This window comes from Pedobacter caeni (assembly GCF_900129215.1).
GTDB classification, from domain to species: domain Bacteria; phylum Bacteroidota; class Bacteroidia; order Sphingobacteriales; family Sphingobacteriaceae; genus Pedobacter; species Pedobacter caeni.
On the sequence record NZ_FQUQ01000001.1, the window covers coordinates 209319 to 229436 of the forward strand.

The following is a 20118-nucleotide window of genomic DNA, read 5'->3' on the forward strand; positions in this document are numbered from 1 at the left end:
GGATACGATCAAATACAGAAAAAACGTATGCACAACAGACGCTATCCAACTTGCTTAGCTTTACTATTTATAGGGGCTTTAAGCGCATGTACCAGTAGTTCCTTAAATAGAAATCATGCCCTCAATGATACTTCAGTTGTATCAGTTACAACGATTCCCGATCCAGGAGCTTTTAAAGCTGAGGTAAAAGGGAAAGCGGTGGAGCTCTATACTTTAGTAAATAAGAATAGTGCCACAGCTTTAATTACCAATTATGGAGGCCGCCTCGTGTCTTTATATGTACCTGATGCCAAGAACGGCTTTACAGACGTGGTTTTGGGCTACGACAGCTTAAAATCTTATCAGAAAAAAGGAGAACCTTTTTTCGGTGCATCAATAGGCCGCTTTGGGAATCGCATTGCAAAAGGGAAATTCAGTCTGGATGGGAAAGCTTATCAGCTTGAACTGAATGATGGTGTAAACACCCTTCATGGTGGTTCCAGTGGTTTTTATGGACAGGTATGGGATGCTAAAAAAATCAACGATCAGACATTGGAACTGAGCTATTTTTCCAAAGATGGAGAAGGAGGGTATCCGGGCAATCTGAAAGTTAAGGTCACCTATGAGCTGACGAATGACAACGAGGTTAAAATCAGCTACAGCGCAAATACAGATAAAAACACCGTTATTAACCTGACCAATCATGCCTATTTTAACCTGAATGGTGCAGGAGATTCAACAATTACGGATCATTTGCTGAGCATCGATGCAGATGCCTATACACCGGTGGATGAGACTTTAATTCCAACAGGAAAGATTGAGAAGCTTACCGGTACGCCATTTGATTTCAATAAACCAACTTTAATTGGTGCCAGAATCAATGAAAGTAACGAGCAATTGAAATACGGAAAAGGTTACGATCATAATTTTGTATTAAGAAAAGCTGCAGGTCTGCAGAAAGTGGCCACAGTGAGCAGTTCAAAAACAGGTATCGTAATGGAGATTCTAACAGAAGAGCCAGGGCTTCAGTTTTACAGTGGGAACTTTTTAACGGGAGCTGAACATGATGGAAAGGGTAAAGCCAGTTATCCGTACCGTTCTGCATTTTGTCTGGAAACACAGCATTTTCCAGACTCACCAAATCAGCCTGCCTTCCCGACAACGACATTAAAAGCGGGACAGGAATACAAAACCGTAACAGTTTATAAGTTCTCCCTGAAGAAGTAAACAAAGTAACAGGCATAAAAAATGATGCGATGAAGAGCAATGCCCCCAAAAAGCAAGACACTTTATGGGGGCATTTTTATGAGTAGAAAAATTAAGCTTAGCTAAGCGCTACCAGAATTTCACATACAATGCGGCAATAAGTAATAACGTGATCACAATTAATGCCATGGTAGATGGCGCAACTTTGAACATGGATTTATCCAGTTCAAAAGCTTTAGGATTTACTTTAGGTCCGGCAAGACTCATCAGAATCATAATGGCCATCGTAAAGAAGAAGGAGAGTCCCATACAAATATGGAATGGAATCTCGAAACCACCTTTACCATTTGGATAAGCTGTATACAGGAAAGTATCATTGCCCAACAGGCCGGGTGCCATTTCATTGAAGAAGACGGAGAAGAGAAATCCTGCCAGTACGCCTGCAATAGCCGCGCTGCCGGTGGTTCTTTTCCAGAACATACCAAGGATAAACATCGCAAATACTCCCGGACTGATGAAGCCGGTGTATTTCTGGATAAAGGTAAAACCACCTTCACCACCGATTCCCAAAAGGTCATTCCAGGTGAAGAGTACTGCCAGGATCATTCCCACAAATACGGTTGTCCTGCCTACCAGAACCAGGTTCTTTTCTTCTGTACCTTTCTTGAAGTATTTGGCATATATATCCAGGGTAAAGATGGTAGAAATGCTATTTACTTTACCGGCAAGTGAAGCTACGATGGCTGCGGTAAGCGCTGCTACGGACAATCCCTTCAGACCAGTCGGTAAAAAGGTAAGTATGGCAGAATAAGCGCCGTCTTTTCCTCCGATCAATTGAGGCAAATGCCCGCCTTTATACAAGACATAGGCCGCAATACCTGGCAACATCACGATCAGTGGCATCATCAGCTTCAGGAGACCGGCGAAAAGAATGCCTGTTCTTGCTGTTTTAAGGTCTGCACCCAATGCACGCTGGGTGATGTATTGGTTACATCCCCAATAGTTGAGGTTAATGATCCAGATACCTGCTACATAAGAAGCCAGTCCGGGGAAGGTCAGGTATTTACTGATCTCGTTTTGTGTGGATTCGGCAGTAGGTTTCGGGATGATCATTTTGAAATGCTCCGGGGCATGGTCCATCAGCACCTGGAATCCGGCGATGGCATTGGCGCCAACACCAAACTTCTGCCCAACAACTGTTAAAGCGATATAAGTGGTCACTAATCCCCCAAATATCAGTACTGCTACCTGAATCACGTCGGTATAGGCCACCACTTTCATACCTCCCAGGGAGATGATCAATGCAAATACAGCAAGTCCGATCATGATCACATGCAGGTAATCTCCGCCTGTGAGTCCGTTAATGGCCACTGCACCCAGATAAAGAATAGAGGTCAGGTTGACGAATACATATAAGAACAACCAGAAGACCGCCATAATCAGCGCAACAGATTCATTATATCTGGTCTTCAGAAACTGAGGCATGGTATAAATCTTGTTCTTGAGGTAGACCGGAATAAACCATACTGCAACGATAATCAGTGCGATGGCTGCAATCCATTCATATGCTGCTACCGCGATCCCCAGAAAGAACCCTTCGCCACTCATGCCGATAAATTGTTCGGCAGATATGTTGGACGCGATGAGGGAAGCACCAATGGCCCACCAGGTCAGCGTTCCTTCTGCCAGAAAGAAGGCCTTGGCATCGTGCTCGTTCTTTTTACGCTGTCGATAAATGTAATACCCATAGCCGGAAACGACTAAAAAGTAAATGATGAAAACTACGTAATCTGTAGTTACTAAATTGTTGTTCATATGGCTCTATTTGGTTAGGTTGAACAGGTAGCTGGTTATTTATAAAAGATTTCGTTCCATTGGAGCTCATTTCTAAACTGGTTGATCTTCGTATCAGCCCCAATATTTATATATTCTATGCCTGCGATGTTGGCGAAATCCAGTAAATGTGCGGTAGTCAGGTTCTGACTATAAGCGGTATGGTGTGCGCCACCGGCATAGATCCAGGCCGCACAACCGGTTTTCATGTCAGGAAGCGGTTTCCATAAGACCTGTGCTACCGGTAATTTTGGCAATTGATGTTCAGGTGCTACTGCTTCTACCTCGTTTACCAGTAAGCGGAATCGATTGCCCATATCGACAATAGAAGCGTTGAGTGCATTTCCGGCAGCCACGCTGAAGATCAGTCTGGCAGGGTCAGCTTTACCACCAATGCCTAAAGGGTGTACTTCCAGTCGTGGTTTTTCATTGGCGAGGGAGGCATCAACTTCCAGCATATGTGAGCCCAGTACCATGGAATTGGCAGGGTCGAAATGATAAGTATAATCTTCCATAAAGGCGTTGGCTCCGGGTAATCCGGCACCCATTACTTTACAGGCACGTACCAATGCTGCGGTTTTCCAGTCGCCCTCTCCGGCAAATCCGTATCCCTCAGCCATCAGTCGTTGTGCGGCAATACCTGGCAGTTGAATCATGCCATGCAAATCTTCAAATGTATCACTGAAGCCTTTAAAATTACCATCTTCCAGGAATTTCTTCAGACCAAGTTCTATTTTTGCCGCCTCATAGACCGAGCGATGCCTGTCGCCTCCGGGAAGCAGGTCAGCGGTCATGGTGTAGGAAGCTTCATATACCTTCAGTAGTGCCTGGATGGATTCTTCAGGAATGCTGTTGATCACCTCAACCAGATCGCCAATCCCATATGTATTCACCTGAAAACCGAACTTAAGTTCAGCCTCTACTTTATCGCCATCCGTAACGGCTACATAACGCATATTGTCGCCAAAACGGGCAAATTTAGCGCCTTGCCAATCGTGCCAGCCTGCAGCTGCCCTTGTCCAGGTATCAATTTCTTTCCATACTTCCGGATCCTGCCAGTGTCCGACCACTACTTTCCGGTCTTTGCGCATGCGGGTCACCATAAATCCAAACTCACGATCGCCATGAGCGCTCTGGTTCAGGTTCATGAAATCCATATCGATGGAGCTCCATGGAATATCGCGGTTAAACTGGGTATGTAAGTGAAGTAATGGTTTCTGAAGGATATTCAGTCCCCTGATCCACATTTTTGCAGGAGAGAAGGTGTGCATCCAGGTGATGACGCCAATACAATTGGTCGCGATATTGGCCTGTTGAAGGGTTTCAAATATCTCTTCCGGTGTTTTTACGATGGGTTTATAAATTACCTTAACAGGGATCTGTGCGTCGGTATTCAATGATTTGGCGACCTGCTTGGCGTGGTTCGCTACTTGTTTCAAGGTCTCTTCCCCATAAAGGTGCTGGCTTCCGGTAATGAACCAGACTTCTAATTCTTTTAAGTTGATCATATATTTTTAGCTTGTCTTAATTATTTAATGGCTGAAATGCGGAACAGGCCTGCTCCATGTTTATTGATGCTTGCGCTGAAATTTCCCTTAACCGTACCTTTGTCTGTCCTGCTCCACAGGTCTCTGACCTTGCAGGCCTTGTTAAAACCAAGATCATGGAGGTTTACAGAAATCTCTACAGGCTGATCTCCATCACCCGGATTAAAAAGAGCAAGATATTTATCCCCCGTTTCCGGATCATCAGCTATCCAGCAGATGCCATTCTCATTGCGGAACAGCTGTTTGTTATTGCTGCTGTGGTTGAGCACATTGATCACCTCTTTGTTGTTTAGTAAGGAAAGGGTAAAGGCGTCATTTTCAGGTAGGTTGCCACCAAACATCAGGGGAGAACGGAATATCGTCCAGAGTGTCATGAGGGTAAACTGTTCGTCTTTGGTAAATTCCGTCATTCTTGGATTTCCACGCTCTGCACGGATTCCTATTTTTCCAAGGGGAAGCATATCCCCATCAGGCCAGGCACCGGATACCCGGTATTTGTTCCAGCGTTCAAATACCTCAAAATGATCTTTCAGCATTGGCCAGTTGTCCCAGAAATCGTCTACAGTACGCCACATATTGGCATGTTCCTGAACATGTGAAGCGCTGGCGATTGGTGTTTCTCCGGGCGAGGTGCTCAGTACGATCTTTCTGCCCGTCAGTGCGATCGCTTTGCGGATCATTTCTACCTCTCCCGTATGGTAAGGCCTGGAAAGGTCATCCACCTTAATGAAATCTACCCCCCATGAGGCATATAGCTGGAATAAAGAATTGTAGTATTCCTGAGCACCATCACGGCCGGCCACGACGGTATACATGTCACGCAGCCATTTGCATTGCAATTCCGTGCTGTATATTTCTTTAGCGGTCGCCTTACTTCCCATGATGGGCAGGTTGCGTTTTACCGCTTCTACCGGAATACCCCGCATGATGTGGATGCCGAATTTCAATCCCTTTTTATGGATATAATCTGCCAGCGGTTTAAAACCTTTGCCACCTGCTGCGGAGGGAAAGCGGTTTACGGCCGGTTGAAACCTGCCATATTCATCGAGCACATAATCCGGATTGGTTTCATTGTATCCATGTGCTTTGTCGTTGCCTAAATACCAGCGGATGTCCACAACCACATATTCCCAGCCGAAGGCTTTCAGGTTTTCAGACATATAGTCAGCATTGGCTTTCACTTCGGATTCTACTACGGTAGGACCATAACAGTCCCAGCTGTTCCAACCCATTGGAGGTGTCTTTGCCCAATTGTGAAAATCTTTTTGTTGTGCTTTTAGGGTGGCCAGCGTTCCAAACAGGAACACACATGCCAATATTGTTTTTTTACTGACCATAATAACTGTCCGGACCATGTTTACGTTCAAAATGTTTTTTAATTAATGCGGCTTTCAGTTTCGGCGACTGCGGATTAATCTGATTCGTCAGCATCGCCATTTGTGCTACAGATTCCAGGACGGCACTATTGTAAACCGCTTTTTCTGCAGTCTTTCCCCAGGTAAAAGGAGCATGGTTTCCAACCAGGACCATTTCTACCTCATGGTGACTATAGCCGAGTTCCTTGAAATGATTGATGATCTGGAAACCGGTTTCATATTCATAATTTCCTTTGATCATTTCATCGTTCATTGGCGGTGCACATGGAATGTCTACCGTAAGGTGGTCGGCATGTGTAGTGCCGAAAATAGGGACATCCATTTGTGCCTGTGCCCAGGAAGTGGCATAGGTTGAATGGGTATGAACGATGCCGTTGATTCCATCCCAATGTTTGTAAAGTACAGCATGGGTTTGGGTATCTGAAGAAGGTCTGAGCGTTCCTTCAACCGTATGGCCATCAAAATCCACGATCACCATTTTATCCGGCGAAAGATCTTTGTAGGGTACTCCACTTGGTTTGATGGCAAAAACACGCTGATCTCTGTCGGCAGCACTTACATTTCCGAAAGTAAAAAGCACCAGGTTTAGTTTTGGCAGTTCCATATTGGCCTCATAGGCCAATTCACGAATGGTTTTATAATTGCTCATGATACATCAGGGGTTTGATCTCTTTCTTATGGTCGTTCTCCAGGTAATTGCCCAGAGCCAGATATTCCTGGTAATGCTTGCGGTATCGCGTTTGATTTTCCGGATTTGGCTGATATTCGGCTTCGAAACCTGTCCCCATTGCTTCCATTGCCGCTTCAATATTTGGGTGAATTCCAGCCGCTACGGCTGCAAACATGGCTGCTCCAAGGGCGCAGGTATGTTCAAACCGGTGAATTCTGATCGGCATTTCCAATACATCCGCCATCATCTGCATGATATATGGTGATTTTTTAGCGACTCCGCCAATGCCGATAATTCCTTCCACCGGGACACCTTCGGTTCTGAAGCGGTCGACGATGCGTTTGGCACCAAAACACGTGGATGCCACCAATGCCCGGAAAATGCGGGGAGCATCAGTTCCCAGACTTAAGCCGATGATGGCGCCTTTGAGTTCCTGATTGGCATCTGGCGTTCTTCTGCCATTTAACCAGTCAATGGCCAATTCTGCATCATCGCTATCAGGCAGGAGCTGAGCCTGCTCAGTTAAACGGGAAATGATTTGCGTTTCGAGTCCCTCTTTTAACCTGGCTGCTGTGGTTGGATGGATCAAATCGGATTCTGAAAGGAGCAGATTTAATGGCCAGCTGATTAAATTTTTAAACCAGGCATACACATCTCCAAAGGCCGATTGGCCAGCTTCCAGTCCCATCATTCCCGGGATAACAGAACCATTTACTTGTCCGCAGATGCCTTTAACCAGTTTTCCATCCAGGTCTGCTGTTGGAGCGATCAGGATATCACAGGTGCTGGTACCCATGATTTTACACAGGTGATAAGGGGCGATTTGTCCACCCACAGCACCCATGTGTGCATCAAATGCGCCAACACCAATAACTACCTCTGTGGAGAGCCCAAGGCGGTTTGCCCATTCTTCGCTTAGTGTTCCTGCAGCTTCATCTGATGTATAAGTGTCCTCGAAAAGCCTTTCCCTGAATCCGGATAATAGGGGATCTAGCTGACTGAAGAATTCTTCTGGTGGCAGGCCGTCAAATTGCTCCGCCCAAAGGGCTTTATGTCCTGCTGCACAGCGGCTTCTTTTCATATTTAATACATCATTGCCACCGGTCAGGAGAAATGGAATCCAGTCGCAATGCTCTACCCATGAAAAGGTCGCATCGCGGACAGCGGCATCTGCTCTTAGTACATGAAGCAGTTTCGCCCAGAACCATTCTGAAGAATAGATTCCGCCTACATACTGAAGGTAATTGGTTTCAAATTTGGCCGAATGGTTATTGATCTCTGCAGCTTCCCTGATTCCGGTATGGTCTTTCCAGAGTACAAACATGGCATTTGGATTTTCTTCAAAGCCAGGGGTAAGGGCAAGAGGGGTTCCGGATTTGTCGACAGCGACCGGACTGGAACCTGTTGTATCTACGGAGATTCCTTTGATGGCTGTTGCGATTGCATCACCACCGGCTTTTGCAATGCAGTCTTTAATGGTATGCTCGAGTCCTTCAATATAATCCAGGGGATGTTGCCTGAACTGATTTGAGGAGGCTTCGCAATAAAGGTTTTGTTGCCACCTTTTATAATAATAGACAGAAGAGGAGAGCTCCGCTCCATTTTCAGTATTTACAATTACGGAGCGCACAGAGTCGGAGCCGTAGTCAATACCGATGACATATTTGGTTAGTTTCATGGTCATTATAATAAACGTCTAATTAACGTTTATTTTTTTGACAAATGAAAATTATTATGAAATTTCTTTCAGATCACCTGGTTTACATGCTGATCAGGTGCTCAGGATTTGGGATGAAATTTAAGAAGGACTGGAACTTGGCTTTGTACTTATTTTTATCAAGCGTATAATAAAAAGCACCCCGTTTGGAACTGGATTTATCTTTGTCGCTGAGTTTGATGAGCAGATCTGTGGAATTGACTTTACGGATGAAATTCCGGTTGTCGATTTTGGTATTGTATACCTGTTCGTAAAGATTCTGCAATTGAGGAATGGTAAACTTTTTTGGCAGCAGCTCAAACAGGATAGGGTGTAAGGCCGCTTTATAACGAATTCTTTTCTTAGCTTCTTCCACCATCAGGTCATGGTCAAAGATGAGTGAAGGGGCATCGTTGATCAGAAACCATTCTGCATGATAGCGGTCGCTGATCTGGGTTTTGTATTTGTTGATGTCTATTAAGGCAAAATAAGCCACCGATATGGTACGTTCTATTGGATCCCTTTCCGGACTTCCATAAGCTTTCAGCTGTTCCAGGTACAAATCCTTCAATCCTGTAAGCTGATGGAGGATGCGCTCTGCGGCGCCATATAAATTTTCATTGGCTTCCACAAAACCACCCATCAGGCTCCATTGATCTTTTGCGGGTTCGAAACCTCTTTTAATGAGTAGTATTTTTAATTGTTCGCCGTCAAAACCAAAGATGATGCAGTCGACTGCAACGAGAACGCGTGTCTGTTCAGAATAGGTAATCATATAGAAGATATATTTATCAAGAGCAATTTATAAAAATTTAGGGCAAAGCTACAAAAATAATAATCGTTGATTTGACGTTTAATATTTAATTCATACATTAGCCAGGGTGGAACTGCAGGCCTGGCTATTCGCCAGGAAAGCCATGAAAGCTATGGAAGCCATGGAAGATCACCTACAAACCAAAACAAGAACCAGGTATGAATGTATTAACGCTGAGGACAGTGCTGTTGATTTTAGCAATTCTTGCTCCTCATTTCAGCTACTCACAGAGCACTGTAAAAGAAGGCAATCCGATCATCACCGATAAGTTTACTGCAGATCCTGCGGCGATGGTCTACAAAGACAGCGTCTACCTTTACACCGGACATGATGAAGCACCCGATTCGAAAAACTATTATGAAATGAAAGAATGGCTCGTCTATTCCTCTGCTGATATGCTCAGCTGGAAAGCACATCCTTCTCCGCTTCATGTCAACGCTTTTCAATGGGCAAAAGGGGATGCATGGGCATCTCAGGTGATCGAACGTAAGGGAAAGTTCTACTGGTATGTTGCCGTAGAGCACAACAACGGAGGAAAAGCGATAGGGATTGCAGTGGCAGATCATCCGCTTGGCCCCTTTAAAGATGCAATCGGTAAAGCCCTGATCAGGAATGATATGACGACTTCCTCTAAAATCAGCTGGGATGATATTGATCCTTCCGTGATCATCGATGATGACGGACAGGCCTACCTGTTCTGGGGCAATACGGCTTGTTATTATGCAAAATTAAAAGAAAACATGCTGGAGCTGGACGGACCAATACATACGATCCAGGGTTTGCCAAAATTTACGGAAGCCCCCTGGATTCATAAACGCAAAGGCTGGTATTATCTTTCCTATGCAGTAGAATTTCCGGAAAAGATTGCCTATTCGATGAGTAAAAACATCAATGGACCATGGACCTATAAAGGCATACTGAATGAAATTGCAGGTAATTCCAATACCAACCACCAATCGATCATCCAGTTTAAAGGAAAGGACTATTTCATTTACCACAATGGTGCGATTAACCCTAATGGTGGGAGTTACAGACGCTCTGTTTGTATCGACAGGTTATACTATAATAAAGATGGAAGTATGAAAAAGATCATCATGACTACCGAAGGCATAAAATAATATGAAATACAAAAGCAATTTAATTGCCCTGCTCATGGCCGGGACATTTTTTAGTGCAGGCGCACAGCAACCGGAGGTTATTGTGGTCAATAGCGCTAAATCTGAAGGGAAAGTATCACCTACGATGTGGGGCGTATTTTTTGAAGACATCAATATGGGGGCAGACGGCGGGATCTATGCCGAAATGGTAAAGAACCGCTCGTTTGAATTTCTGAAGCCCCTGATGGGCTGGGCGGTAACCGGTAAGAAGATCGGGGAAGGAGACCTTCTGGTACTAAACAGACAAGACGCAAATCCTGCAAATCCCAGATTTCTGAGAGCAGCTATTAAAGGCGCATCAAAAGGAGAAGCAGGAATCAGCAATGAAGGCTTTAAAGGAGGGATGGGCGTAAAAAAAGGTCTGAGGTACGATTTTTCCCTGATGTACAGGCAACAAAGTCCGGGGATCACTTTACATGTGGAGTTGATTGATGAAGGGAATAAAATCCTGGCGACCGGATCGCTGAAGCCGGCTGACGCCTCAGGACAATGGAAAAACCAGGAACTGAGCTTTATGGCGGATGCTTCTGCGGCAAAAGCCAGAATGAACATCTGGTTTGAAGGAAATGGGGTACTGGATATGGACATGATCTCTTTATTCCCTGCAGACACCTGGAAAGGCCGGAAAAAAGGAATGCGCTCAGATATGATCCAAATGCTGGCAGATATGAAACCCGGTTTCATCCGTTTTCCCGGTGGTTGTATTGTCGAAGGCATCGACCTGGCCAACCGTTACCAATGGAAAAAAACAATAGGACCGATAGAGGAACGTCAATTGATCATGAACCGCTGGAATGTGGAATTCGCACACCGTCCCTCACCTGATTATTTTCAAACTTTTGGGCTTGGATTTTTCGAGTATTTTCAGTTGGCCGAAGATATCGGTGCAGAGGCTTTGCCGATCCTGAACTGCGGAATGGCCTGTCAGTTTAATACAGCAGAGGTCGTTCCCTTAGATCAGCTGGATCCTTATATTCAGGATGCCCTGGATCTGATTGAGTTTGCCAATGGCGATATTTCTTCTGAATGGGGAAAGGTCCGTGCGGGAATGGGACATCCTGAACCCTTTAATATGAAATATTTAGGAGTGGGTAATGAGAACTGGGGGCCTCAGTATATAGAACGTGCAAAAGCATTTCAGCAAGCCATCAAAGCTAAATACCCGGAAATGAAGCTGATTTTCAGCTCAGGAACAGGCCCTGATAATGACGAATTCCGTTACCTGGATAAAGAATTGCGTGCCATGAAGGCCGATATCATAGATGAACATTATTACCGTTCTCCGGAATGGTTCCTTAAAAATGCTGCCCGCTATGACAATTATGACCGTCAGGGCGCAAAGATTTTTGCCGGAGAATATGCCGCACATATTAAAGGAGAAGCGACAGGCAGCAACAGGAACATCTGGCAGGCAGCAATTGCGGAGGCTGCGTTTATGACCGGACTAGAGCGCAATGCTGCGGTCATCAGTATGGCTTCCTATGCGCCATTATTTGCAAATACCGAAGGCTGGCAATGGGCGCCCGACTTAATCTGGGTAGACAACCTGAATATATACGGAACCCCAAATTACCATGTTCAGAAGCTTTTCTCTACCAATAAAGGCACGCAGGTTTCTACTGCCCTGGCAGATGGAAAAGCCCTTTCCGGTCAGGATGGTTTATATGTTTCCGCAGTAATGGATGAGCATAAAAAAGAGATCATCGTAAAACTGGTCAATACCAATGCAACGGAGCGAACCAAACAGCTGGCTTTCGAAGGAATAAAAAAACTGGCTGCCGAAGGGAAATTGACAACAGTTAAAGGCGATCTTGCCGCTCAGAATTCTATACAGAAACCTTCAAACATTGTTCCCGTAGAGTCGCTGATGAAGCTGAAGGGAAAAGATGCTGTCGTAAAAATGCCTGCAAACTCTTTTATCATGTTAAAAGTCGGTTATAAGTAAAGGAAAGATCAACCCAAATGAACCACGATGAATATAAAACCTAATTTTTCCTGTTATAAAGTACTGATCTTTATCCTTCTGTTGCTGACTGGCTGGCCGGTGCTGGCCCAGAAATCAAAAAATACAGCTTATCTGTTCACCTATTTTACCGGAAATGGCGGTTTAGAAGAGTCTATCCGTTTTGCCATCAGTAATGATGGTTATACCTACAGGGCCTTGAATGATGACCAGCCGGTGATCAGCTCTGCCGCGATCAGTTCAACAGGAGGGGTACGTGACCCACATATTTTGCGTGGGGCAGATGGTAAAACCTTCTATATGGTGGTCACGGATATGGTGGCGGCCAAAGGCTGGGACTCAAACCGCGCAATGGTCCTGCTTAAATCTTCGGACCTGATCAACTGGAGCTCGAGTATCGTCAATATTCAGAAACGTTTCCAGGCTCAGGAAAACTTGCTGAGGGTATGGGCTCCACAAACCATATATGATGAGAAAGCAGGTAAATACATGGTCTATTGGTCTATGAAACATGGCACTGATCCGGATAAAATTTACTGGGCTTACGCCAATAAGGATTTTACAGATCTGGAAACTGAACCTAAGCAATTGTTCTTTAGCCCAACAAATGGGGCCTGCATTGATGGAGATATTATTTTTGACCAGGGGAAATACCATTTGTTCTTTAAAACTGAAGGAGAGGGACTGGGCATTCGTGTGGCCGTCTCAGATCAGCTAAAAGAGGGATATGTAGTGCGGGAAGGCAATGTGCAGCAGACAAAAGATCCGGTGGAAGGTGCCGGAGTGTTCAAACTCAATAACGGCGAGGGATATATTCTGATGTATGATGTATACACCAAAGGCCGCTACCAGTTTACCAAAACAAAAGACCTGAAACAATTTACGGTGGTGGATCATGAGGTGAAGATGAATTTTCATCCCCGTCATGGAACAGTGCTTCCCATTACTACGCAGGAAGCTCAGGTCTTGTTAAAAAAATGGTACAGTCCTGCAAATGTTCTGAATTCATTCCGGTCTGCCGCCATTAAAAAGAACAATGTGGTTATAGATACAACTGCCTCCACAGTTTATTTACCCGTAAAACAGGGTACTGCTCTTAAATCCTTTGATCCTGGCTTTCTGATCTTTCCAGGCCTGGAGGTCAGTCCAAAAGCACCTTATGATTTCAGTAAAGGGCCGGTTAAGCTGAAGGTCAGTCTGCCGGGATGGAAACCAAAAGTATACACCGTTACCCTTGCCGAGGACCTGAACCCGGTCTTGAATGGTTATTACGCGGATCCGGAGATTTTGTATTCGCATAAAACCGGAAAATATCATTTATATCCTACCAGTGATGGTTTTACAGACTGGTCGGGTACTTATTTCAAAAGCTTCTCCTCCTCAGATCTTGCAGACTGGAAAGACGAAGGAGTGATTTTGGATTTGCAAAAGGAGGTAAGTTGGGCAAAGAAAAATGCCTGGGCGCCAACTATCTCGGAAAAGAAAGTCGATGGCAAGTATAAGTACTATTATTATTTTACTGCAGCACAGAAAATAGGGGTTGCTGTTGCCGATGATCCTTCCGGTCCATTTAAAGACAGTGGGAAAGCCCTGATCGCAGGTAAACACAAAGGCATCAAAGGCGGACAGGAAATAGATCCTGATGTATTTACAGACCCTCAAACCGGGAAAAGTTTTCTGTATTGGGGAAATGGTTATATGGCGGTAGCCTCATTAAATGAGGACATGATATCCATAGATTCCTCTTCTGTTAAAGTGATCACCCCTGATGAAACCTACAGGGAAGGAACCGAAGTGTTTTACCGGAAGGGTAAGTATTACTTTTTATGGTCTCAGAACGATACCAGAGATGCAGATTATGGGGTGAGGTATGGCATTTCCGACACACCAACTGGTAAAATCAGCCTGCCAGAAAACAACCTGATTCTTTCCAAGGATGTGAAACAGGGGATCTATGCGACGGGTCACAATTCCGTGATTCAGGTACCGGGGAAAGACGAGTGGTACATTGTTTACCATCGTTTCAGCCGTCCTGGCGGACTGGCGATGGGGCAATCTGCAGGTTATCACCGGGAAGTATGTATCGATAAACTGGAGTTCGATGCAAACGGAAATATAAAAGTTGTACAGCCGACATTGAAGGGCGTTTACTTAAAGAATTGATGAGAAAGCATGTAGCCCTGTTTTTGCTGATGCTTTCCGGACTGCAAGTCTCCGCACAGCAATCAGCACCGGTGATCAGTACCATTGCTGAAAATGGCTGGGCTAATAATTCGGTAAATACCGTCGTATTCCGGAAAAATTCGCTGGTTACCTTTAAAAATACACAGTATGCCGCGTACTATGATGCAGATCAATACCTGGTTGTGGCCAAACGTAATGTCCATGAAAAGAAATGGGTGGTTTTGCGCAGTGCACACAAAGGCGATGCAGGTGATGCACATAAATCGATCAGCATCATGGTAGATGATCAAGGTTACCTCCATGTGGCATGGGGGCAACATAATAACGCGCTCAATTATGTGAGGGGGATTGCAGCTGGTTCTTTGGTTTTGGGAAAACCGGAATCCATGCTGGGGATTAAGGAAAATAAGGTAAGTTATCCGGAATTTTATAAGCTCCCTGCGGGCACCTTACTATTTATGTATAGAGATGGAGGCTCAGGTAATGGAAACCTGATGATCAACCGGTACAACGCTGCGACAAAAAAATGGCAGAGGATACAGGACAACCTGATCGATGGAGAGGGGAAGCGCAATGCCTACTGGCAAACGTCAATAGATGATCAGGGAACGATACATTTGTCTTGGGTATGGCGGGAAAGCCCCGACGTGGCCAGCAACCATGACCTCGGTTATGCACGGTCCAAAGATGGTGGCATGAGTTGGGAGAATACCGCTGGCAAGGCTTATCAACTGCCAATTAACCAGGCTAATGCGGAATATGCGGCTATAATTCCTCAGAAAAGCGACCTGATCAACCAGACTTCCATGTTTGCTGATCCTGTCGGAAATCCCTACATAGCCGGATATTGGAGAGATAAAGAGTCGGCCGTTCCGCAATATCACCTGGTGTATCATGATGGTCACAGCTGGCAGACCAATGTATTGAACTTTCGTAAAACCGACTTTACACTTAGTGGGGCTGGTACTAAACGGATTCCGCTATCCAGACCACAGGTTGTAGCCTGGAAAAGCAAAGGGCTTCTAAATGTGGCGCTGATTTTCAGGGATATGGAGCGGGGAAGTAAAGTTTCCTTTGCCCTTTGCAAAAACCTGAAAGAAAATAACTGGATCACCGGCGACCTCAGCAAAGCTTCAGTCGGAGACTGGGAGCCAAGTTACGATACCGAACTCTGGAGAACTAAAGGAAGGCTGGACCTCTTTGTACAACGTGTGGAACAGATAGACGGGGAGGGGAAAGCCAATAACAAACCAGGTTCCATCCAGGTATTGGAGTGGAAACCCAGGTAATGTCAGGTCTCAGTTGGTCAAATCTCATCTGGTCAGCTTGTAGCCTTTAGCAAATGGTTTGCGGTATTTCTTTAGGTATTCAGAAGGCCGCAAACCAAATAATTTGTGAAACTGCTCCCTGAAATACTTAATGTCACTAAAGCCTGATTGAAAGGCAACCTGATTTACATTGTGTTCTGAGTTGATGAACAGCTGAGCAGCCCTTCTCAATTTGATGTACCGTATGAACTCATTGATGGTTTTCCCGGAAATGGTTTTTACCTTTTTGTATAAAGCAGAATGGCTCATGCCAATCTCATCAGCAAGTATCTTGATACTGAAATCCGGATCATTCATATGTCTTTCTGTGATCAAAATACATCTTTCCAGGAATTCTTTATTCTCTTTTGATACTTTGGAATTGTCGGATTGCAGGGTGATCTCATTGTAAAAATAGTTTTGTAACGTGCTTCTGCTTTTCAAAAGATTAGCCACTCTGGCAAGCAGCATATCCCTGTCAAATGGTTTGGTAATGTGATCGTCGGCACCTCCTTCAATTCCTTTCAGCTTAATTTCTGCTGATGAGCTGGAGGTCAGCAAAATCACAGGGATATGGCTCAGGTGCGGATCCTCTTTAATTTTTGTACAGAGCTCTACTCCACTGAGTTCTTTCATGACCACATCAGTAATCACCAGATCAGGCATGTTTGCCCTGACCATTGCCAATCCCTGTTCGCCGCTTTCCGCTTCATATACCAGATATTCAGGAAGAAACAGCTGCCTGATGTAATGGCGGATCTCTTCGTTATCATCTACAATGAGGATGCCTGGTTTATCAGTACTGAAATCATTTGATGTTTCCTGTTGGACTTGTTTTTCAGGCAGTTCGGTATGACCGGCAATTAATTCCTCCAGAAATACAGGAGGCTCATCCGCATGTTCATGAATCAGCTGACCGGGGAAATGAGCCTTACCTTTTAAAAGTTTCAAAAGAAAGTCTGTTCCTTTTCCAGGTGTGCTGGAATAACTCACTTTTCCAAAATGCTGACTGACGAATTTATTGACCAGATAAAGGCCGATTCCAAAGCCGGGTTTGGAGGCCTGCATTTTTTCTGTCGCCTGATAAAACCGGGTAAATATTTTCTTTCCGACCTCATCTGATATTCCGTTCCCGGTATCTGTGATGTGAATTTCTACTTCCTCTTCCGTCTCCCTGATACACATTTCTATCGTACTGCCATCGGGGCTAAACTTAAAGGCATTGGAAATCAGGTTAAACAAAGAAATCTCAATTTTCTCCCGATCGATATATAGCTCAATATGTTCGGAACTGCTGGAAAAACTAAACTGAATTTTCCTTGATTTGGCCTGTTGACTGAAGCAAAAATAAACTTCCTTGCAAAATACAACCAGATCTGTCTTCGTGATCTTTAAATTTTCTGCATCAGATTTCCTGAAAAGTAACAACTGATCGACCAAACTCAATAACCTGCTTGCATTTCTGTACACAACGGTTAACTCTTTGGAATCTACCTGACGGTTATGGTTCAGGAGGTCTTTAAGCGGGTTGATGATCAGGGTGAGGGGAGTCCGGAATTCATGTGATACGTTGGTGAAAAATCCCAGCTTTTTCTCATTGAGTTCCTTTTCCTGTTCTACTTTTAAATGAGCCAGTTCTACCTGATACCGTAAGGCTGTTTGCCGCTTCTGATGATTCAGGTAAAGATAAATGGAACCTGAAAGACCAATCGCATATAAGGCATATGCCCAGTAGGACCTCCACCAGGGAGGCATCACCTCAATCAGCAATATGCGTTCATTTTGAAGCCATTTCCCTTCCGCATTGGTCGACTTGATTCTTAACCGGTAGCTGCCTTCCGGCAATTTAGAATAATTGATGGTTCTGTTGATGCCGGGATCATTCCAGGTATCGTCCCAGCCCTCGAGGTAATAGGCATAGGAAATTTTGTTAGGAGAGGAGTATTCCAGTGCAGCAAAACCAACGGAAAGTACCGCCTTGTCATAAGGCAAGGTAATCTTGCTGACCTCGAAAATGCTCTTTTTGTTTTCAAAACTTTCATCCTGTTCGTAGGGCAGGTTGTTGGTCTCCAAATCTGTGATGAGTAACCTGGGTTCAATCGCATGTGGTTTGATTTGCTCGGGGCGGAACAGGTTGAAGCCCTTAATGCCGCCAAATAAAAACTCTCCTGAGCTAAGTTTCAGGGCCGCATTATAATTGAATTGATTGCTTTGCAGGCCATCCACTTCATGGAAGTTTTTAAATTGCCCGTTCGAAGGGGTAAAGCGGCTCAGGCCGCTGAAGGTAGAGATCCAAAGACAACCCGCATCATCTTCCAGAATGTTCAGCACGGAATTACCACTCAATCCGTCTTTGCGGGACCAGGTTTTGTAAGCTCCTGTCTGACGGTTAAATAACAGCAGACCACCACCTTCAGTCCCTATCCAGAAATGCCCTTTTTTATCCTCATATATTGCCCTGACAGCCGTATTGAGATTAAAGAAAGTATGTTTTTTGTTTTTCAGATCCACCCGGATCAGGGAGGAGAAAGTGCCCATCCACAACACACCCTTTTTGTCTTCATTAATGGAAATCACATTTTTCAGTCGGGCATCAAAGAGCTCAAATTTATTGCCGGCCATATTGAGCTTATAGGTTCCGCCATCAGAGCAGGTGCCCACCCAGATGTTTTTAAATTTATCCTGGTAAATGCTCCAGGCATTTTTATCTATGATCTGTGTTTGATGGTTAAAGCAGGGGTAATATTGAAAGTTTCCTGTGGCAGGATTGAATCTGTTGACCCCCCCGCCATAAGTGGCCATCCAGAGGTTACTTTTTTCATCTCTGACGATGCCTGCAATGTTGTTGTTGCTTAAGGAATTCGGATTTGAAGGTTGATGGGCATAATTTGTGAAATGGTTGCTTTTCCTGTTCCAGTAGCTTAGTCCTTCACCATCTGTGCCCACCCATACATTCCCTTGCTGATCCTCGCAAAAGGAAAGAATAAAGTTACTGATCAGTCCGCTGGCTTTGAAAGGGGTGGAGTTGATGGTCTTAAACCTGGTTTTATTTTTATCGATAATATTGATTCCGCCTCTCAGTGTCCCGATCCATAATCTTTGGTCTTTATCTTCAAAAACGGTAGTTACCGCACTGCTGGTCAACATTCCCGGTTCTTTTCCGGATTTTAAATGCGCTGACCTTTCTTTTGGAATATCGTAGATAATGATCCCGCCACCATCAGTGCTGATCCAGAGTTTATGGTCTTTATCTACAGATAAGTCCATTACCTTATTGTTCAATTGAATCCCATTCTGACGGTTGTAAGGGGTTATTTTTTTTGCGGCAATATCATATTTATACAAGCCGGATTCATTTCCAATCCAGATGTTCCCCAAATCATCAGGTGCAATACATTGCACATCCATGGCAAAATCATGTACCGGTATAATTTGTCTTTTTTCCGGACGATACAAGCACAGACCATATTCCTGAATGTAGAGCCATATATTTTCATGCCGGTCAATTTTTATAGATTTCACATGATAAGAATTGCTTTGATTGCTGCCGTTTTTATAGGGAATCTGCAGCGCGATATCTGTATCCCGTCCATACTCCAACAGGCCTTGGCCATCAGTAGCTAGGTAAACCCGGTCTTGTTTGTCCCTGACCAATCCATTGATGGCATAAGAAATATTCCTGAAACCTTTTTGATGTTGAAACCTGATCATGCTAAACTTACCGGTGGCCACATCATATAAGTTTGCGCCTTTTTTTGTGCCTACGATGAGGTTATGGTGTGCATCTTCCTGAATACAGACAATGCGGTTATCAATTAATGAAGTTTTGTCATCCAGCTTATTCCTGAATACCTGAAAGCGGTACCCATCGTATCGGTTTAATCCCTCATAAGTTCCGAACCAGAGGAACCCATATTTGTCCTGATAGATGCTGGTGACAGCGTTGTTTGAAAGGCCATTTTCAATTCCCAGATAATATAAATACGGCTGATTAACAGCGCTCGAATAAAGACTGCTCAATAGAATGAGAACAAGACAAAAATAGCTCTTCATGAAAATGTTTGGTACCCCCTGATTTGGTTAGAATTAACTTAGACAAGTTAGTCAATTTTGGGAAAAATGAGCCTTAAAAACGATTTCACCCCTTATATTTTACCATTATACCCCCTATATTTATGCTGGTATCCTGATTAGATTTGTATACAACCAAATACAATATATGAACCACCACACTACAAGACCCCAACTAAACCATCTGATTTCCCTCTTGATTACAGACCTGATTTTTTAAAGGAAACGAATTAAACTATAGCTGCAGTAAGGCTATATTTTTTTGCCGGATTTAATAACTGTTATATTGACGTTTAATTGACCGGAATACTGTTT

The 20118-nt window shown here is 44.3% G+C and carries 12 protein-coding genes; 5 read left to right on the forward strand and 7 right to left on the reverse strand.

Translation table 11 applies throughout. The features are described 5' to 3' along the window. Window positions 1–27 precede the first annotated feature (27 nt). Complete coding sequence (locus BUC20_RS00830; protein ID WP_073226195.1) at window positions 28–1206, forward strand: aldose epimerase family protein; 1179 nt, start codon at window positions 28–30, stop codon at window positions 1204–1206. A gap of 108 nt (window positions 1207–1314) precedes the next feature. Here the strand turns inward: BUC20_RS00830 and BUC20_RS00835 are convergent, their stop codons facing one another. The 6 genes from BUC20_RS00835 to BUC20_RS00860 form a co-directional block, all read right to left on the reverse strand. Further along, window positions 1315–3000 carry a sodium/sugar symporter gene (locus tag BUC20_RS00835; RefSeq protein WP_073226197.1) on the reverse strand — a complete coding sequence of 562 codons (1686 nt, stop codon included), beginning with the start codon at window positions 2998–3000 and terminating at the stop codon, window positions 1315–1317. A gap of 35 nt (window positions 3001–3035) precedes the next feature. Further along, window positions 3036–4526, reverse strand: a complete 1491-nt coding sequence (araA, locus tag BUC20_RS00840; protein WP_073226200.1) for an L-arabinose isomerase — start codon at window positions 4524–4526, stop codon at window positions 3036–3038. A 20-nt stretch (window positions 4527–4546) separates the two neighbouring features. Then, window positions 4547–5920, reverse strand: a complete 1374-nt coding sequence (locus BUC20_RS00845; protein ID WP_200800866.1) for a glycoside hydrolase family 27 protein — start codon at window positions 5918–5920, stop codon at window positions 4547–4549. Next, window positions 5892–6590 carry an L-ribulose-5-phosphate 4-epimerase gene (locus BUC20_RS00850; RefSeq protein ID WP_073226206.1) on the reverse strand — a complete coding sequence of 233 codons (699 nt, stop codon included), beginning with the start codon at window positions 6588–6590 and terminating at the stop codon, window positions 5892–5894. The genes BUC20_RS00845 and BUC20_RS00850 overlap by 29 nt, the downstream gene beginning before the upstream one ends. Then, window positions 6577–8289 carry a ribulokinase gene (locus BUC20_RS00855; RefSeq protein WP_073229316.1) on the reverse strand — a complete coding sequence of 571 codons (1713 nt, stop codon included), beginning with the start codon at window positions 8287–8289 and terminating at the stop codon, window positions 6577–6579. The genes BUC20_RS00850 and BUC20_RS00855 overlap by 14 nt, the downstream gene beginning before the upstream one ends. An 82-nt stretch (window positions 8290–8371) precedes the next feature. Further along, the gene (locus tag BUC20_RS00860; protein ID WP_073226208.1) at window positions 8372–9082 is read right to left on the reverse strand and encodes an NUDIX hydrolase; all 711 of its coding nucleotides are present in this window, start codon (window positions 9080–9082) and stop codon (window positions 8372–8374) included. 197 nt (window positions 9083–9279) lie between these two features. Here BUC20_RS00860 and BUC20_RS00865 point away from each other — a divergent pair, with 197 nt between their 5' ends. The 4 genes from BUC20_RS00865 to BUC20_RS00880 are packed head-to-tail and all read left to right on the forward strand — an operon-like array spanning window position 9280 to window position 15714. Continuing rightward, complete coding sequence (locus tag BUC20_RS00865) at window positions 9280–10239, forward strand: glycoside hydrolase family 43 protein (protein ID WP_073226211.1); 960 nt, start codon at window positions 9280–9282, stop codon at window positions 10237–10239. 1 nt (window position 10240) lies between these two features. Then, on the forward strand, window positions 10241–12223 hold the full coding sequence (locus tag BUC20_RS00870) for an alpha-L-arabinofuranosidase C-terminal domain-containing protein (RefSeq protein WP_073226214.1): 1983 nt from the start codon (window positions 10241–10243) through the stop codon (window positions 12221–12223). A 27-nt stretch (window positions 12224–12250) separates the two neighbouring features. Continuing rightward, window positions 12251–14404 (forward strand): glycoside hydrolase family 43 protein, encoded by a 2154-nt coding sequence (locus BUC20_RS00875; protein ID WP_073226217.1) that lies wholly within the window; start codon window positions 12251–12253, stop codon window positions 14402–14404. Continuing rightward, a complete protein-coding gene (locus BUC20_RS00880) occupies window positions 14404–15714 on the forward strand; it encodes a BNR repeat-containing protein (protein ID WP_073226219.1) in 1311 nt (436 codons plus the stop codon). The genes BUC20_RS00875 and BUC20_RS00880 overlap by 1 nt, the downstream gene beginning before the upstream one ends. 24 nt (window positions 15715–15738) lie before the next feature. Here BUC20_RS00880 and BUC20_RS00885 read toward each other — a convergent pair whose 3' ends face one another. Beyond that, window positions 15739–19785: a hybrid sensor histidine kinase/response regulator transcription factor gene (locus BUC20_RS00885; RefSeq protein ID WP_073226222.1), complete on the reverse strand. Its 4047-nt coding sequence runs from the start codon at window positions 19783–19785 to the stop codon at window positions 15739–15741. Between the last annotated feature and the right edge of the window lie 333 nt (window positions 19786–20118).

Excerpts from the sequence above, each read along its gene's own strand:
- BUC20_RS00830 (WP_073226195.1), top strand. The coding sequence starts at position 28 with ATGCACAACAGACGCTATCCAACTTGCTTAGCTTTACTATTTATAGGG.
- BUC20_RS00835 (WP_073226197.1), bottom strand. The coding sequence starts at position 3,000 with ATGAACAACAATTTAGTAACTACAGATTACGTAGTTTTCATCATTTAC.
- araA (WP_073226200.1), bottom strand. The coding sequence starts at position 4,526 with ATGATCAACTTAAAAGAATTAGAAGTCTGGTTCATTACCGGAAGCCAG.
- BUC20_RS00845 (WP_200800866.1), bottom strand. The coding sequence starts at position 5,920 with ATGGTCCGGACAGTTATTATGGTCAGTAAAAAAACAATATTGGCATGT.
- BUC20_RS00850 (WP_073226206.1), bottom strand. The coding sequence starts at position 6,590 with ATGAGCAATTATAAAACCATTCGTGAATTGGCCTATGAGGCCAATATG.
- BUC20_RS00855 (WP_073229316.1), bottom strand. The coding sequence starts at position 8,289 with ATGAAACTAACCAAATATGTCATCGGTATTGACTACGGCTCCGACTCT.
- BUC20_RS00860 (WP_073226208.1), bottom strand. The coding sequence starts at position 9,082 with ATGATTACCTATTCTGAACAGACACGCGTTCTCGTTGCAGTCGACTGC.
- BUC20_RS00865 (WP_073226211.1), top strand. The coding sequence starts at position 9,280 with ATGAATGTATTAACGCTGAGGACAGTGCTGTTGATTTTAGCAATTCTT.
- BUC20_RS00870 (WP_073226214.1), top strand. The coding sequence starts at position 10,241 with ATGAAATACAAAAGCAATTTAATTGCCCTGCTCATGGCCGGGACATTT.
- BUC20_RS00875 (WP_073226217.1), top strand. The coding sequence starts at position 12,251 with ATGAATATAAAACCTAATTTTTCCTGTTATAAAGTACTGATCTTTATC.
- BUC20_RS00880 (WP_073226219.1), top strand. The coding sequence starts at position 14,404 with ATGAGAAAGCATGTAGCCCTGTTTTTGCTGATGCTTTCCGGACTGCAA.
- BUC20_RS00885 (WP_073226222.1), bottom strand. The coding sequence starts at position 19,785 with ATGAAGAGCTATTTTTGTCTTGTTCTCATTCTATTGAGCAGTCTTTAT.